This window comes from Streptomyces montanus (assembly GCF_005786655.1).
GTDB classification, from domain to species: Bacteria; Actinomycetota; Actinomycetes; order Streptomycetales; family Streptomycetaceae; genus Streptomyces; species Streptomyces sporangiiformans.
The window spans coordinates 47,724-62,403 of record NZ_VBZC01000007.1; the positions used below are offsets into that span (position 1 = coordinate 47,724).

Genomic DNA, 14,680 nt, shown 5'->3' on the forward strand with positions numbered 1-14,680 from the left:
ATGGACTTCACCGTCGAGACCGCCACCGCGGCGGTCATGGAGAGTTTCCAGGGAACCAAGGACCCCCGGCTGCGGGAGGTCATGGAAGGCCTGACCCGCCATCTGCACGCCTTCGTCAAGGACATCGAACCCACGATGGAGGAGTGGGAAGCCGCGATCGACTTCCTCACCGCCGTCGGCCACAAGTGCGACGACACCCGGCAGGAGTTCGTGCTGCTCTCCGACGTCCTGGGCGTCTCCATGCTCGTGGAGACCATGAACGGGGACGAGCACGGGACCGAGAGCACCGTCCTGGGCCCCTTCCACATGACCGAGTCCCCGCGCCGCGAACTCGGCGATTCCATCGACCTGTTGGGCACCGGTCGCCTCTGCGTCGTCTCCGGCCGGGTCCTCTCCCCCGACGGCACGCCACTTCTCGGAGCCGAGCTGGACGTGTGGCAGTGCACCGAGGACGGCTTCTACGACGTGCAACAGCCCGACGTACAACCGCCCGGCAACGGGCGCGGGCTGTTCCGCACGGATGACGAGGGCCGCTTCTGGTTCCGTACTGTCGTCCCCTCCCACTACCCGATCCCGACCGACGGGCCGGTGGGTGCCCTGCTCCGCGCCACCGGCAGGCACCCCTACCGGCCCGCCCACGTGCACTTCATCGCCGGTGCCGCCGGCCACCGGCCCGTCACCACGCACGCGTTCGTCGCGGACAGCCCGTACATCCACTCCGATGCCGTCTTCGCGGTCAAGCAGGGGCTGATCACCGACTTCACCGAGTCGAACGACCAGCAGGAGGCCGACCGCTACGGCGTGACCGCCCCCTTCCGGCACGCGAGGTTCGACATCGTTCTGGCGACCGCACCTGAGGCCACAGCATGACCACACAGCAACCCCGGTTCACGTACGAGGCGCTGCCCATGCGCGTGGTCTTCGGCGCCGGAAGCCTCGCCCAACTGCCGCAAGAGGCCCGGGGCCTGGGCCTGCGCCGACTGCTGGTGCTGTCCACTCACGGACAACGTTCCCTCGCCGAGAACGCCGCCACGCTGCTCGGCGACGCCTGCGCGGGAATCTTCGCCGAAGCGCGGATGCACGTACCCGCCGACATCGCCGCGAAGGCCCTCCAGGCTGCGCGCGACACCGGCGCGGACGGCTGCGTGGCCATCGGCGGCGGCTCCACGATCGGCCTCGGCAAAGCGATCGCGCTGAAGTCCGGCCTGCCCGTGGTCAGTGTCCCGACCACCTACGCCGGCTCCGAGATGACACCCATCTGGGGACTCACCGAAGGCGGCCGCAAACAGACCGGCCGCGACCGGTCCGTCCTGCCCCGCAGCGTCCTCTACGACCCCGAGCTCACCCTGTCCCTTCCTGTGGACGTGTCGGTGACCAGCGGGTTCAACGCCATCGCACACGCCGTGGAAGCCCTGTACGCGCCGGACGCCTCACCGGTCATCTCCCTGATGGCCGAGGAGGGCGTACGTTCCCTGGCCGCCGCGCTGCCCGCCGTCGCCGCCGCCCCCCGAGACCTCGACGCCCGCACCGAGGCGCTCCACGGCGCCTGGCTCTGCGGGAGCTGTCTGGGGGCCACCACCATGTCACTGCACCACAAGCTCTGCCACATCCTCGGCGGCACCTTCGACCTGCCCCACGCCCCCACCCACACCGTGCTGCTCCCTTACGTCGCCGCCTTCAACCTCCCGGCCGCCCCTGACGCCGAACGCGCCCTCCGCCGCGCCCTGGCCACCGACGACGTACCCGAACAACTCGCGCGAGTCGCCGCCGAACTCGGCGCCCCGCGCTCGCTCGCCGAACTCGGCCTCACCGAGCACGACCTCGCCGAGGTGATCGCCCAGGCCCAGAGCCGGCCCTATGCCAACCCCCGCCCCGCCCCCGCCGACGCCCTCCGCACCCTGCTCACGGACGCCCTCCACGGCACCCTGGCCCACTGACGAGAAGATCAGGCGTCAACCACCGCTGGAGCCTCGACCACTGTCAGTGCGGTGACTCCGGCCCGACGTCCTGCCGACGTCGGGCCTCCAGCGGCCCGTATCGCACGCGCGCGTGACGCACGCGCGCGTGGCGCACCGAAATCCCCGGCGTGCTCATCCCACTGACGAAGTGGCGAAGTGGCCACGCCGGCCCGCGCGTTGCGGGCCCTCGCCGCCGACAGCAGCGCCCCTGATCGCCCCGGCGACCGACCGTACGATCCCCCTCCCCCGGGAGCCCATAGGTCTGGGAGGACCCGTGAAACAGGGCGGGAGCGTCGCGACCCCGGGGCGTCACCTGATTGTTATGGCCGATAACAAAATCTAGTCTCCCGACTCTGGCGCACGGGCCATGGACCGTCGTAAGTTCCCGCTCACAACATTCAGCCGGGCGGATCACCCGAGACCCGGCAATTCACCCGAGAGCGCGCTTCTCGTCTTCCTTCTCACCACCCTCGTGCGTCCGGTCGTCCGGCCGTAACACCAGAAAGGACCCTGCCCATGCGCAAGGGACTCCTCCTCACCGCCGCCTCGGTGGCACTGGTCAGCTCGCTCACCGCCTGCGGTGGCTCCTCGTCCAGCGCGGACGGCTCCGGCTCCGACGCCAAGAAGCCGAAGATCGGCGTGATCCTCCCGGACAGCAAGTCCTCGGCCCGCTGGGAGACCGCGGACCGCAAGTACCTCTCCGAGGCGTTCAAGGCGGCAGGCGTCAAGTACGACATCCAGAACGCGCAGGGCGACAAGCAGCAGTTCCAGACCATCGCCGACCAGATGATCACCAGCGGAGTCAACGTCCTGGTGATCGTCAACCTGGACAGCGGTACCGGCAAGGCCGTTCTGGACAAGGCCAAGGCGCAGGGCGTCGCCACGATCGACTACGACCGGCTCACCCTCGGCGGCTCCGCCCAGTACTACGTGAGCTTCGACAACACCGAGGTCGGCAAGCTGCAGGGCGAGGGCCTCGGCAAGTGCCTGAGCGACATGAAGGCCAAGAAGCCGATCATCGCCACGCTCAACGGTTCTCCGACCGACAACAACGCCACTCTCTTCGCCAAGGGCTACAACGGCGTCCTCGACCCGAAGTACAAGGCGGGCGAGTACGTCAAGGGGCCGGACCAGTCCGTCCCGGACTGGGACAACGCCCAGGCCGGCACCATCTTCGAGCAGATGCTCACCAGCGAGCCCAAGATCGGCGGTGTGCTCGCCGCCAACGACGGTCTCGGCAACGCGGCCATCGCCGTCCTGCGCAAGCAGAACCGCAACGGCGAGGTCCCGGTCACCGGTCAGGACGCCACGGTGCAGGGCCTGCAGAACATCCTGGCGGGCGACCAGTGCATGACCGTCTACAAGGCGGTCAAGAAGGAGGCGGACGCCACCGCCGAGCTCGCCGTGTCCCTCGCCAAGGGCAAGAAGGGGGAGACCAACGCGACCGTCGAGGACCCCGAGGGCAAGCGCAAGGTGGCGGCCGTGCTGGAGACCCCGGTGGCGATCTACAAGGACAACGTCAAGGACGTCGTGGCCGACGGCTTCGTCACCAAGGAAGAGCTGTGCACCGGGAAGTACGCCGCCCTGTGCACCAAGGCCGGCATCAAGTAGCCCCGCTGACCGGCCGGTTCGAACGATTTCCCCCGATTCGGCCGGCCCGGTCGCGGGCCCCGGGGTTCCCACCTCCCCGGGGCCCGCGGCCTCACGACCGTTAAGGAGCCGTCTTCCATGACAGCGACCCCGATCCTTCAACTGCGCGGAATCGACAAGAGTTTCGGCCCCGTGCAGGTGCTGCACGACGTGGCCTTCGACGTTCACCCGGGCGAGGTGACCGCCCTCGTCGGCGACAACGGGGCCGGCAAGTCCACCCTGGTCAAGTGCATCGGCGGGATCCACCCGATCGACGGCGGCACGTACCGGTTCGAAGGTGAGCAGGTCCAGGTGCACAGCCCGCGCGACGCGGCCGCCATGGGCGTCGAGATCGTGTACCAGGACCTGGCGCTCTGCGACAACCTCGACATCGTGCAGAACATGTTCCTCGGCCGCGAGAAGCGCCGGGGACTCGTCCTGGACGACGCGACGATGGAGGAGATGGCCGCCAAGACCCTCGAAGGTCTGTCGGTCCGCACCGTGAAGTCCATCCGTCAGCAGGTCTCCAGTCTCTCCGGTGGCCAGCGGCAGACCGTGGCCATCGCCAAGGCCGTCCTGTGGAACAGCAAGGTGGTCATCCTGGACGAGCCGACCGCCGCGCTCGGCGTCGCGCAGACCGCCCAGGTCCTCGAACTGGTCCGGCGGCTGGCCGACAACGGCCTCGCCGTGGTCCTGATCTCCCACAACATGAACGACGTCTTCGCGGTGTCCGACCGGATCGCCGCCCTCTACCTGGGCCGGATGGCCGCCCAGGTCAGGACGTCGGACGTGACGCACTCCCAGGTCGTCGAACTCATCACCTCAGGACGCAGCGGGGACCTCGGCCTCGCCCACACCAACGGAGCCATCGCATGACCGCCGCCGTCGCCCCCGAGAAGCCAGAGATGCCGGACAGTTCCGGTGCGCCGAAGAAGGACGGAGCTGCGGGCGCCGCGAGTCTGCGCTCGGCGGCCCGCACCTACGTCGAGCGCGTACGCGGCGGCGAGTTGGGGGCCCTTCCCGCCGTCCTCGGCCTGATCGTCCTCTGCGCGTTCTTCGCCGCCCTGCGCCCCGTCTTCCTGTCCGAGCTGAACTTCGCCAACCTGCTCACCCAGGGCGCGGGCAGCATCGCCATCGCCATGGGTCTGGTCTTCGTCCTCCTCCTCGGCGAGATCGACCTGTCCGCCGGGTACGCGAGCGGAGTCTGCGCCGCCGTCCTCGCCATCCTGCTCACCGACCACGGGTGGCCCTGGTACGGCGCCGCCGTTGCGGCGATCCTCACCGGCACGGTCATCGGCCTGGTGCTGGGCCTGCTGGTGGCGAAGGTCGGCATCCCCTCCTTCGTGGTCACCCTGGCCGCGTTCCTGGGATTCCAGGGCATCGTGCTGATGCTGCTCAAGGAGGGCACCAACATCTCCATCCGGGACCAGACGATCCTGGCCGTCGCCAACAGCAACCTCTCCCCCGCGTTCGGCTGGGCGCTACTGGCCGTCAGTGTCGCGGCCTACGGGGCGATTCAGTTCCGGCAGGACCGCAACCGCCGCCGGCGCGGGCTCGTCACCGTTCCGCTCTCCCTGCTCGCGGTCAGGGTCGGTGGCCTGGCGGCACTGGGCGCGGTCGCGGTCCACCTGCTCAACCAGGAGCGCAGCCGCAACATCATCGTCGACTCGCTCAAGGGCGTTCCGATCGTGGTGCCGGTCATCGCCGTCCTGCTCGTCGCCGGTACGTTCCTGCTCCAGCGCACCTCGTTCGGCCTGCACATCTACGCGGTGGGCGGCAATGCCGAGGCGGCCCGGCGGGCCGGCATCAACGTGGCCGCCATCCGCGTCTCCGCGTTCGTCATCTGCTCGTCCCTGGCCGCGGTCGGCGGCATCATCGCCGCGTCCCGGGGCAATTCGGTGGACCCCAACACCGGGGGCAGCAACGTGCTGCTGCTGGCGGTCGGCGCCGCGGTCATCGGCGGAACCAGCCTGTTCGGCGGGCGCGGCAGGATCGTGGACGCCGTGCTCGGCGGCATGGTGGTCGCGGTCATCCAGAACGGCATGGGTCTCATGGGCTACAGCTCAGGGGTCAAGTACGCTGTCACGGGTTCGGTTCTGCTGGTGGCCGCAGGCGTGGATGCGCTGTCCCGTCGCCGGGCCGTACAACGATGAGGTCTGAAGCACCATGAAAGCCGGTCCCTCGCAGGAGGAGATCCGCCGGCACAATCTCGGCACCCTGCTCCGCCATGTGCACATCGGCGGCTCCATGTCGCGGGCGGTGCTGGCCGACCGTATGGGCCTCAACCGCAGCACGATCCTGGGTCTGGTCAGCGAGCTGGCCTCGGTCGGCCTGGTGCGTGAGGAACTGCCGCGTGACACCGGCAGGGCCGGCCGTCCGTCCCTGGTCGTACGGCCCGAGTCCGACCAGGTGTACGTCCTCTCCTTCGACGTCGGTGTGGACCGGCTGACCGCCGCGCGCATCGGCCTGGGCGGGGTCTTCCTCGACAGGAGGGAGACCCGCGTGCATCCCGACCGTCGTGACGCCGGCGAAGTGACCGAAGTCCTCGCCGGCTTCGCCCGGCAGATGATGGACACGGCACGGAACGGAACGTACTGCGTCGGTGTGGGCGCCGCCGTCCGCGGGACGGTACGCCGACTCGACGGCCTGGTGCGCTCCGCCTCCTACATCGACTGGGAGGACGAGGAGTTCGGCGCGGGCCTCACTCGTCGGCTGGACCTCGGCCTTCCCGTGGCGGTCGGGAACGAGGCCAGCCTCGGCGCCCTCGCCGAGCACCTGCGCGGTGCCGGCACCGGCTGCCAGGACCTGGTGTATCTGCACGGCGACATCGGCATAGGCGGCGGTGTCATCACCGGCGGCCAACTGCTCGGCGGTGACTGCGGATACGGCGGGGAGATCGGGCACATGGTCGTCAACCCGCGGGGCGGCAGACGCTGCGGGTGCGGTGCGCGCGGCTGTCTCGAGGCCGAGGCCGGGGAGCGCGCCCTGCTCGAGGCCGCACAGCGCGACCCGTCGGCCACCGGCCGGGAGGCCGTACGCGCCGTCATCGAAGCGGCCGACCGGGGCGACATCAGCGCCCGCGCCGCCCTGCACGACGTCGGCGACTGGCTGGGCATCGGAGTCGCCAACCTGGTCAACATCCTCAATCCGCGAACGGTCATCTTCGGTGGAACGCTCCGCGAGGTGTTCCTCGGATCGGCCGCCCAGATCCGCAGCCGTATCAACAGCCACGCCCTAGCGGCCTCCCGCGAGAACCTGCGGCTGCGCGTCGCAGAGCTCGGCGACAACGGGGTACTCATCGGCGCCGCCGAACTCGCCTTCTCCACCATCCTCGCGGGCCCACTGGAGGCCCTGGCTCGCACCAGCGCCTGACTGTATTGATCCGCAGCGTTGTTGACGCGGCTGGGCCGCTCAGCGCACCAGTTGCGCGGGCCTGGTGGCCTTGCCGAGCAGCCACACCAGGGGGCCGCGCCGGAGTTAGCGGGACCAGAGCGTCGCGAACACGGTCACCGCCACGTGCGGCAGGACCAGCGCACCGGCTCCCGCGATGATCGCCAGCGGGCGGGCGCCCAGCCGGTACAGCGGCAGCACGAGCAGGAAGTACAGGCCGTAGAAGGCGAGGATCACTTCCACCGGGGTGCCGGTCAGGGGGAGCGCGGAGGTTCGGCCGTGCGCCAGCTCCATGAGGAAGCCGGTCACTCCGCCCTCGGACGGGTCGGGGCCGACATGGGCCGCGTACATCCCGAAGACCGCCAGCCCTCGGGCGAGGTCCACGCCGATCAGGCGCCCCGCCGAGGACCGGCCGCTCTCCGGCGCCTTGGCCCGTTCGTTCCCGGCGGCCTCAGGACGGGCCGCCGTCTGCGCCGCGAGCACGCGCCCGGCGCCACCGCGACCGTACGGCTCTGGCGTGCCGACGACGGGGCCGCCTTCGGCGTGACCGTCACGAACACACCTCCCACGCGCCCCTCCTTGCCCCTTCCCGGCTCCCACCAGGGCCTCATCGGCCTCAAGGAACGTGCCGAACTCCCCGACGGCACCTTCGAGTCGGGGCCCACCTCCGACGGCGGCTACGAGGTGGTCCTGCGGATCCCGACCCGCGCGGACTGATGGCCGAGGCATGGTCCCGGGCCCTCATGGCCGCCCTTGACCCTTGGCCCTTGACCCGGCCCAAAGGTGAAGGCCGACAGTGTCTGTGGCGAACCCGGATGAGAGGAAGCCACGTGCATGACGACGCTCTCCTGGCGGAGCAGCTGGCCTACTACAGGGCCGGTGCGGCCGAGTACGACCGGCCCTATGCGGAGCGCGAAGAGTTGCGGGAGTTGCTGGCTGTCGTCGATGACCTCCCGATCACCGGGGACGTGCTGGAGTTGGCCTGCGGCACGGGCCAGTGGACCCGGCTGCTCGCCACGCGGGCGCATTCGGTGACGGCTGTCGACGCGGCAGCCGAAGTACTGGCCCTCGCTCGTGCGCGTACCGCGTCCCCCACCGTCCGGTTCCTCCAGGCCGATCTGTTCGAGTGGCAGCCCCTACGCCGCTACGACACCGTGTTCTTCGCCTTCTGGCTCTCCCATGTCCCGCCGACGCGGTTGCCCGACTTCTGGAACACCGTCGCCGCCGCGCTCACGCCGGGTGGCAAAGTGATCTTCATCGACGACGGCCCGGCCGCAGCCGCGGAGGAGGAAGTCCTCGCCCACCAGCCCGCCCCGGCGGCGCTGCGCCGGCTCGATGACGGCAGCCAGTACCGGATCGTGAAGGTGTTCCACGATGCCCGGACCCTCACGGACGACCTCACAGCGCTGGGGTGGTCGGCCCGCATCCGGCCCATGGCCGGCAGTTTCGTCGGCATCGCGGAAGCACCGACAGCGGTCACCCGGCCCGGGTGATCTGTGCGACCCGGGTGTGCAGGTACTCGACGTGGTGCTCCGACTCCGGCTTCATGAGGACGCTGCGCAGGACGCGGGCGCCGTCGGCGTCCGCGGTGATCTCGGGGTGGCGTGCGCCGAACGCCTCGCGGCCCGCTTTGAGGGTGCTCAGGAACACCGGGTCGGAGCTGGTCATTGCGTCGGCGAGGATGCGCGCGGAGGCGGTGTCGATGCCGGTCAGGGTGGCGGGTTCGGTGACGGGGAAGTAGGTGACGATGTCGAGCTCGGGCCGCTGGTAGAGCTCCAGGAGATCGGACGCGGTGATCAGGTCCGCCCACTCGAGTGCGGCTCGTCGGCCGGCCGCCAGGACCTGGCCGAGCCCGTCGGAGGTGGGCGGGAGCAGTCGGAAGGTGAGCCACAGGGCAGCGGCGGCGGCGCCGGCGCGTGAGCATTCGAGGCTGATCTCGCCGAGGTGGAGCTCGCTGGAAGTGAAGTAGGTGTAGGGCGAGTCGTGGAGGTAGAAGCGGCCCACCTCGGGGTCGCGGAACAGCACGGCGCCGCAGCCGTAGGGCTGGAGCCCGTGTTTGTGCGGGTCGACCACGATCGAGTCGCACCGCGCGATCGCCCGCCAGGGCTCGGGCGGGAGCGCTTCGGGGCCGTCGGCTCCGGCCAGCAGGGTGAAGAAGCCGCCATAGGCGGCGTCGACGTGGATCCGGACGCCGTAGCGCTCCTTGAGGGCCAGTGCCTCATGGATGGGATCGACGGCGCCCAGTCCGGTGGTGCCGGCGGTGAGGACGACGGTGCCCACCTCCCCGGTTCGCAGTAGGTCTTCGAGGGCGTCGAGGTCGATACGGCCCCGGCTGTCGGTGCGTACGGGATGGCCCTTCATGCCCAGGACACCGCACATGCGGCCGTGGGTGTAGTGGGCGTCCTGGCTGTAGGCGATGCCCCGGCCGGGGTGGAGTTCGCGGGCGACGAAGAGGGCTTCGAGGTTGGCGATCGTGCCGCTGGTGGTGAGGTGGCCGAGGTGGGTGTCGTAGCCGAACATGGCGGCGAGCTGCGCGACGGCCTCGCGTTCCATCGCCGCGGTGGCGGGTCCGCCGTCCAGGGCGTGGTTGTTGGGGTTGATCAGCATGGCGGTGACGTAGCCGACCACCGCGGCGGGGTGCGGGGGCTTGAGCATCTGCCCCGCGTAGTGCGGGTGGAAGAAGGGGTAGTTGTCCTTCAGCCTCCCGGTGAACTCCTCGAAGGCCGCGTCGAGCCGCTCGTCGTCGACCAGGACGGACGGGTGCGGCTGGTAGGGGCCGAAGGTGTCGGCCCAGTCCTGTATCGCGTGAGTGGCTCGGCCGAGCCAGAGTTGCAGATCCACTGTTGTCCCTCTCTCGCTCGCGGGTCCTGGGGCCACCATAGAATTTAGTTGAGTAGTCAGCAATTGCTTGCTCAGTAATTGAGACAGCAGCAGGTGAGGGAACAGTAGATGAGGAGGCAGTAAACTCGTGCCGATGAATGCCACCCCTCGGCAGAGCGGCAAAGCCGCCGCCCGTGCCGCCAACAGTCAGCTCGTGCGCGACTTCGGGCTGCTGATCAAGTCCGCCACCCGCCTGGAACAGCGGATCGACAGCGCGCTGCGGCGGGAGTGCGGGATCAGTCACACCATGCTGGAGGTGCTCATACGGCTCTGCCGGCAGCCCGGCGAGGAGGTGTCGCAGCGACAGCTGGCCGACGACCTCACGCTCACCAGCAGCGGCACCACCCGGCTGATCGACCGCATGGAGGAAGCCGGTCTGGTCCGCCGCCTGCCGTCCCCCGAGGACCGCAGAGTGGCCCTGGTGGAACCGACCGATGAGGGCCGCACGGTGTTCCTGCGGGCCGCGCCGGTCCACGCCCGCGTGGTGGAGGAGTGCTTCGTCAAGCCGGTGGCCCCCGCCGACTACGCACGGCTGACCAGCGCACTGAGCGAGATCCACCAGGCGCTGGGTGAAGACGCCGGGTGACGACCTGACCGTCGGGGGTGTGGTCAGTCGCGGGGTATACGTCCCTTGCTGCGCATCGCGGTGAGGACGCGCTGCTCGGCCAGGGCGCGGCCGGCGGTGTGTGGGGTGACGTCTCGGCGCTCGGCCTCGTCGAGGACGGTGATCGTGTTGGCCCGCAGCCTGGTCGAGATCGCCTCGAAGATGGCGGTGGTGTCGGGCCGGAAGCCGGAGTAGCGGGCGTCCATCGCGAAGGCGGCGGCGACGACGCCTCCGGCGTTGGCCACGAAGTCGGGGAGCACGGTGATGCCGCGCTGGGCCAGGATGCCCTGTGCGTCGGAGGACGTGGGCAGATTGGCTCCCTCGACGACGAGTTTTGCCTTGATCTCGTGGGCGGTGGTGTGGTCGATGACGTCCTGCAGGGCGGCGGGCACCAGGACGTCGCAGTCCACGGTGAGTTCCGCGCCGGAGGCGAGCGTGGTGCCCCGGCCCAGGCGGCTGACGAAATGGTCACCGTGCGCTTCGCGGGCAGCCAGGAGCTCGTCGACGTCGAGCCCGCTGGGGTCGTGCAGGGCACCGTGGGCGGTGGAGACCGCCACGACGGTGGCGCCGAGTTCGGCGAACCGCCGGGCGGCCGCGCTGCCGACGGCACCGAATCCCTGGATGGCGACGCGGGCTCCGGCCAGGAGCAGACCCTGGCGCCGGGCCGCGGCGTCGGCGGTCTCGGCGACTCCGTAACCGGTGACGCCGAGCTTGTCGTACGCGACGCCGCCGAGGTGCTCGGGGGTGCCCACGGCCACCCCGCGGTCTCCCAGCTCGTCCTGGATGATGGCGGCGTCGCTCTCGGTGAGCCCCATGTCGAGTCCCATCACGTACTCGCGGGGCACCTCGTTGGACAGGGCCCGGGCGAACGCGCGCAGGATGGCCTCCTTGTCGCGGGAAGCCGGGTCGGCGACGATGCCGGCCTTGGCGCCGCCGTAGAAGAGGTCGACACTGGCCCACTTCCAGGTCATGACGCGGGCGAGGCGGGCCACCTCGTCGACGGTCACGTGGGGGCTCATGCGCGTTCCGCCCTTGCCCGCACCCCGGGCGGTGTTGTCGATGACCAGGACGCCCTTCATTCCGGTGCGCCGGTGCGAGACGACGACGATCTTCTCGGGGCCCCAGTCGTCAACGAGGGAGAGTGCGTCAGTCACGGGCGTTTTCCTTCTTCGTAGCGGGACTGCGGTGGGTGTGGGCGGCGGTGCCGGCCGTGGGCAGCGCCCGGGCGATGAGTTGCGCGAGGTGGGTGCCTGTGCGGTCGGTCTGCTGGGCGATCTGTGTGCGGCAGCTGAATCCGTCGGCGAGGATGTGCGTGTCGAGGGCGGCGGAGCGCACGGCGGGGAGCAGGACCTGCTCGCCCGCGGCGACGGAGACGTCGTAGTGGCCGCGTTCGAAGCCGAAGTTGCCGGCCAGGCCGCAACACCCGGATGCGAGCGCGGTGTTGTCGATGCCCATGCGGTGCAGCAGTGCGCTGTCGGCGCCGAAGCCGGAGGTCGCGTGCTGGTGGCAGTGGGTCTGGCTGATCGACGGGGCGTCCACGCGCGGGGGCTGCCAGTCGGCGGCCTGGTGGACGAGGAGTTCGGCCAGGGTGACGGTGGCTCCGGCGAGGCCGCGGGCGCGGGCGCGGGTGTGTTCGTCGCCGTCGAGGAGTTCGGGCAGATCGGTCCTGAGCGCCGCTGTGCAGCTGGGTTCCAGACCGACGACCGGTACACCGGCCTCGATCGCGGGGGTCAGGGCGGTGACGGTACGGCGTGCGATGCGTCGGGCGACGCCGAGTTGGCCGGTGGTGATCCAGGTCAGTCCGCAGCACTGGGTGCCGTCCGGGACCTGGACGCGGAAGCCGGCGTTCTCCAGCACCGCGACCCCGGCCCGGAGGACCTCGGGCGTGAAGTGGTTGTTGAAGGAGTCGACCCAGAGCATCACCGGGCCGCGTCCGCCGTCGCCCGGTGGTGTGCGGCGGCGGAACCAGGTCAGGAAGGTCTCGTCCGCGAAGCGGGGAATCTCGCGCCGGCCGTCGATGCCGCCCAGCCTCTTGACGACCGACGCCGGCCGGGAGGCGGTGAGGGCGTTGACCAGTCGCGGCATCCGGGCGGCCAGGCGTGACAGCAGCGGCAACCAGCCCATGGTGTAGTGCGAGGCGGGCCGCACGCGCCCCTTGTAGTGGTGGTACAGGAACTCCGACTTGTACGTGGCCACGTCCACCCCGACCGGGCAGTCGGCGCTGCATCCCTTGCAGGACAGGCACAGGTCGAGGGCGTCGCGGACCTCGGTCGACCGCCAGCCGTCGGTGATCACCTCGCCCTGCGTCATCTCGTACAGCAGGCGGGCGCGGCCTCGGGTGGAGTCCTTCTCGTCGAGGGTGACCCGGTAGCTGGGGCACATGACGTCACCGCGGTGAGCGGCGGTTCGGCATGTGCCGACGCCGACACAGCGGCGGGTGGCCTTGGCGAAGTCGCCGTCGTCGGCGTGGAAAGGGAAGACGGTGGTCAGGGGCAGTGGGGTGCGGTGCGGGCTGACCCGAAGGTTGCCGTCCACAGGCAGTGGTCGCACGATCATGCCGGGGTTGAGTCCGTTGTCGGGGTCCCAGATGTCCTTGAACTGCTCGAACAGGGCGACGACATCGGGTCCGTACATGAGCGGCAGCAGTTCGGAGCGGGCCTGGCCGTCGCCGTGTTCGCCGGACAGGGAGCCACCGTGCGCGGCGATCAGCTGCGCGGCGCCGGTGACGAAGGCGCGGAAGACGGCGGTGCCCTGCTCGGTGGTGAAGTCGAAGTTGATACGGACGTGCAGGCAGCCTTCGCCGAAGTGTCCGTAGACCACGCCCTGTAGGTCATACTGCTCGAGCAGACGGGTGAACTGGCGTAGGTAGGAACCCAGTTGGCCGGGTGGGACGGCCGCGTCCTCCCAGCCGGGCCAGGCTTCCGAGCCTCCCCCAGCCTCCGGCCGGGAGGTGCCCCCAGGCAGGCGGGTTGCCAGCCCCGCTCCGTCCTCGCGTATCCGCCACAGCCTCCCGGCTCGTACGGGATCGGTGATGACCTCACTGCCGGTGCACCCCGTGGCCTTCCGGGCGGTCTCGGCGAGTTCCGTCGCTCTGAGGGGCAACTCGTCCTCCGTCCCGCCGAGTTCGGCGAACAGCCATGCCCGGGCGGCGGGCAGGGTGTCGATCGCGGCGCGGGTCTCGGGGCGGGTGACGATGTCGGTCAGCGCCTGGTCGAGTCCCTCCAGCGCCAGCAGCCGATGGCTCAGCAGGGCGGGCACGGCGTCGGCGGCGGCGCCGGAGTCCTGGAAGCCGAGGACGACCAGAGCGCGGGCAGGCGGTGGGGAGATGAGGCGGACGGTGGCCGAGAGGATCACCGCCAGCGTGCCCTCGCTGCCGACCAGGGCCCGGGCGAGGTTGAAGCGGCGCTCGGGCAGCAGGTGTTCCAGCGCGTAGCCCGACACCTGCCGCGGGAACTGCCCCAGTTTCGTACGCAGCGCGGCCAGGTTGCCCTGGGCCAGCCGGTGCAGGGACGCGATCAGCCGCCCGCGGTCGTCACCGGCGGCGACGGCCTCGTCGATCTCCTGCTGGGTCATCTCGCCGAGCCGGACCACCGTGCCCCGGTAGGTGACCACCTCGAGTTCCAGGACGTTGTCGGCGGTGCGTCCCCAGGCCAGGGAGTGCGATCCGCAGGCGTTGTTGCCGATCATGCCGCCGAGTGTGCAGCGGCTGTGGGTGGACGGGTCGGCGCCGAACAGCAGGCCGTGGCCGGAAGCCGCCCTTTGCAGATCGTCCAGGACGATGCCCGGCTGCACCGTGGCCGTCCGCGCCTGTGGGTCCAGCGCGAGCAGCCGGTTGAAGTACCGGGAGAAGTCGAGCACGACGCCGGGCCCGACCGCCTGGCCGGAGGTGCTGGTACCGGCGCCGCGCGAGGTGACCGGCACCCCCAGGCGGCGGCACACGGCGAGCGTGTTGAGCACGTGCTGCCGCTCGCGGGGAAAGACCACGGCGAGCGGTATCTGACGGTAGTTGGAGGCGTCGGCCGAGTACTGTGCCCGGCTCCCGGCGTCACCGGCGACCGCTCCGCAGTCCCCTCGGCCGAGGGCGTCGGCCACCGCTGCCGCATCGGGACTGCCGAGGTCCTGGACTGTCGCGGTCACCGCGCCCCCTCCTTCGTGCTCACCGGTCCACCCACGATGCGGGGCGGCCCCCGGGCCCCACAAGGGCCAGCAGAACGAAAGA

General features: G+C 70.4%; 11 protein-coding genes and 2 pseudogenes. 9 read left to right on the forward strand and 4 right to left on the reverse strand.

Annotated features, from left to right (window positions below):
* The 6 genes from FE633_RS07860 to FE633_RS07885 all read left to right on the forward strand — a co-directional run bounded on the left by FE633_RS07860 (position 1) and on the right by FE633_RS07885 (position 6,959).
* Positions 1-870, forward strand: a complete 870-nt coding sequence (locus FE633_RS07860) for a dioxygenase family protein (protein WP_138044370.1) — start codon at positions 1-3, stop codon at positions 868-870.
* The gene (locus tag FE633_RS07865) at positions 867-1,937 is read left to right on the forward strand and encodes a maleylacetate reductase (RefSeq protein ID WP_138044371.1); all 1,071 of its coding nucleotides are present in this window, start codon (positions 867-869) and stop codon (positions 1,935-1,937) included. The genes FE633_RS07860 and FE633_RS07865 overlap by 4 nt, the downstream gene beginning before the upstream one ends.
* Before the next feature lie 537 nt (positions 1,938-2,474).
* Positions 2,475-3,569, forward strand: coding sequence for a sugar ABC transporter substrate-binding protein (locus tag FE633_RS07870; protein ID WP_138044372.1), 1,095 nt, complete (start codon positions 2,475-2,477; stop codon positions 3,567-3,569).
* Between the two features lie 117 nt (positions 3,570-3,686).
* On the forward strand, positions 3,687-4,463 hold the full coding sequence (locus tag FE633_RS07875; protein WP_138044373.1) for an ATP-binding cassette domain-containing protein: 777 nt from the start codon (positions 3,687-3,689) through the stop codon (positions 4,461-4,463).
* Entirely contained in the window at positions 4,460-5,740 is a 1,281-nt protein-coding gene (locus tag FE633_RS07880) for a sugar ABC transporter permease (RefSeq protein ID WP_138044374.1), read from the forward strand. The genes FE633_RS07875 and FE633_RS07880 overlap by 4 nt, the downstream gene beginning before the upstream one ends.
* A 13-nt stretch (positions 5,741-5,753) precedes the next feature.
* The gene (locus FE633_RS07885; protein ID WP_138044375.1) at positions 5,754-6,959 is read left to right on the forward strand and encodes an ROK family protein; all 1,206 of its coding nucleotides are present in this window, start codon (positions 5,754-5,756) and stop codon (positions 6,957-6,959) included.
* A gap of 129 nt (positions 6,960-7,088) precedes the next feature.
* Here FE633_RS07885 and FE633_RS07890 read toward each other — a convergent pair.
* Positions 7,089-7,361: pseudogene (locus tag FE633_RS07890) on the reverse strand (hypothetical protein); the annotation flags it as partial.
* A gap of 90 nt (positions 7,362-7,451) precedes the next feature.
* On the opposite strand from FE633_RS07890, the pseudogene FE633_RS07895 reads away from it, so the two are divergent.
* Together FE633_RS07895 and FE633_RS07900 are read left to right on the forward strand one after the other, a co-directional pair.
* Positions 7,452-7,694, forward strand: a pseudogene (locus tag FE633_RS07895) (ATP-binding protein); the annotation flags it as partial.
* Between the two features lie 113 nt (positions 7,695-7,807).
* Positions 7,808-8,470: a class I SAM-dependent methyltransferase gene (locus FE633_RS07900; protein ID WP_246113490.1), complete on the forward strand. Its 663-nt coding sequence runs from the start codon at positions 7,808-7,810 to the stop codon at positions 8,468-8,470.
* On the opposite strand, the gene FE633_RS07905 is transcribed toward FE633_RS07900, so the two are convergent.
* Positions 8,454-9,818, reverse strand: coding sequence for a pyridoxal phosphate-dependent decarboxylase family protein (locus FE633_RS07905; RefSeq protein WP_138044377.1), 1,365 nt, complete (start codon positions 9,816-9,818; stop codon positions 8,454-8,456). The two genes, FE633_RS07900 and FE633_RS07905, sit on opposite strands and share 17 nt — an antisense overlap.
* Positions 9,819-9,951: 133 nt before the next feature.
* Between FE633_RS07905 and FE633_RS07910 the strand changes: the two genes are divergently transcribed.
* Entirely contained in the window at positions 9,952-10,443 is a 492-nt protein-coding gene (locus FE633_RS07910; protein ID WP_138044378.1) for a MarR family winged helix-turn-helix transcriptional regulator, read from the forward strand.
* A gap of 23 nt (positions 10,444-10,466) precedes the next feature.
* On the opposite strand, the gene FE633_RS07915 is transcribed toward FE633_RS07910, so the two are convergent.
* A complete protein-coding gene (locus FE633_RS07915; protein WP_138044379.1) occupies positions 10,467-11,615 on the reverse strand; it encodes a Glu/Leu/Phe/Val family dehydrogenase in 1,149 nt (382 codons plus the stop codon).
* Positions 11,608-14,598, reverse strand: a complete 2,991-nt coding sequence (locus tag FE633_RS07920; protein ID WP_138044380.1) for an FAD-binding and (Fe-S)-binding domain-containing protein — start codon at positions 14,596-14,598, stop codon at positions 11,608-11,610. Before FE633_RS07920 ends, FE633_RS07915 begins: the two co-directional genes overlap by 8 nt.
* Positions 14,599-14,680 lie beyond the last annotated feature (82 nt).

What these genes read in the sequence shown, in the direction of transcription:
- FE633_RS07860 (WP_138044370.1), top strand. Translation starts at nt 1, where the DNA reads ATGGACTTCACCGTCGAGACCGCCACCGCGGCGGTCATGGAGAGTTTC.
- FE633_RS07865 (WP_138044371.1), top strand. Translation starts at nt 867, where the DNA reads ATGACCACACAGCAACCCCGGTTCACGTACGAGGCGCTGCCCATGCGC.
- FE633_RS07870 (WP_138044372.1), top strand. Translation starts at nt 2,475, where the DNA reads ATGCGCAAGGGACTCCTCCTCACCGCCGCCTCGGTGGCACTGGTCAGC.
- FE633_RS07875 (WP_138044373.1), top strand. Translation starts at nt 3,687, where the DNA reads ATGACAGCGACCCCGATCCTTCAACTGCGCGGAATCGACAAGAGTTTC.
- FE633_RS07880 (WP_138044374.1), top strand. Translation starts at nt 4,460, where the DNA reads ATGACCGCCGCCGTCGCCCCCGAGAAGCCAGAGATGCCGGACAGTTCC.
- FE633_RS07885 (WP_138044375.1), top strand. Translation starts at nt 5,754, where the DNA reads ATGAAAGCCGGTCCCTCGCAGGAGGAGATCCGCCGGCACAATCTCGGC.
- FE633_RS07910 (WP_138044378.1), top strand. Translation starts at nt 9,952, where the DNA reads ATGAATGCCACCCCTCGGCAGAGCGGCAAAGCCGCCGCCCGTGCCGCC.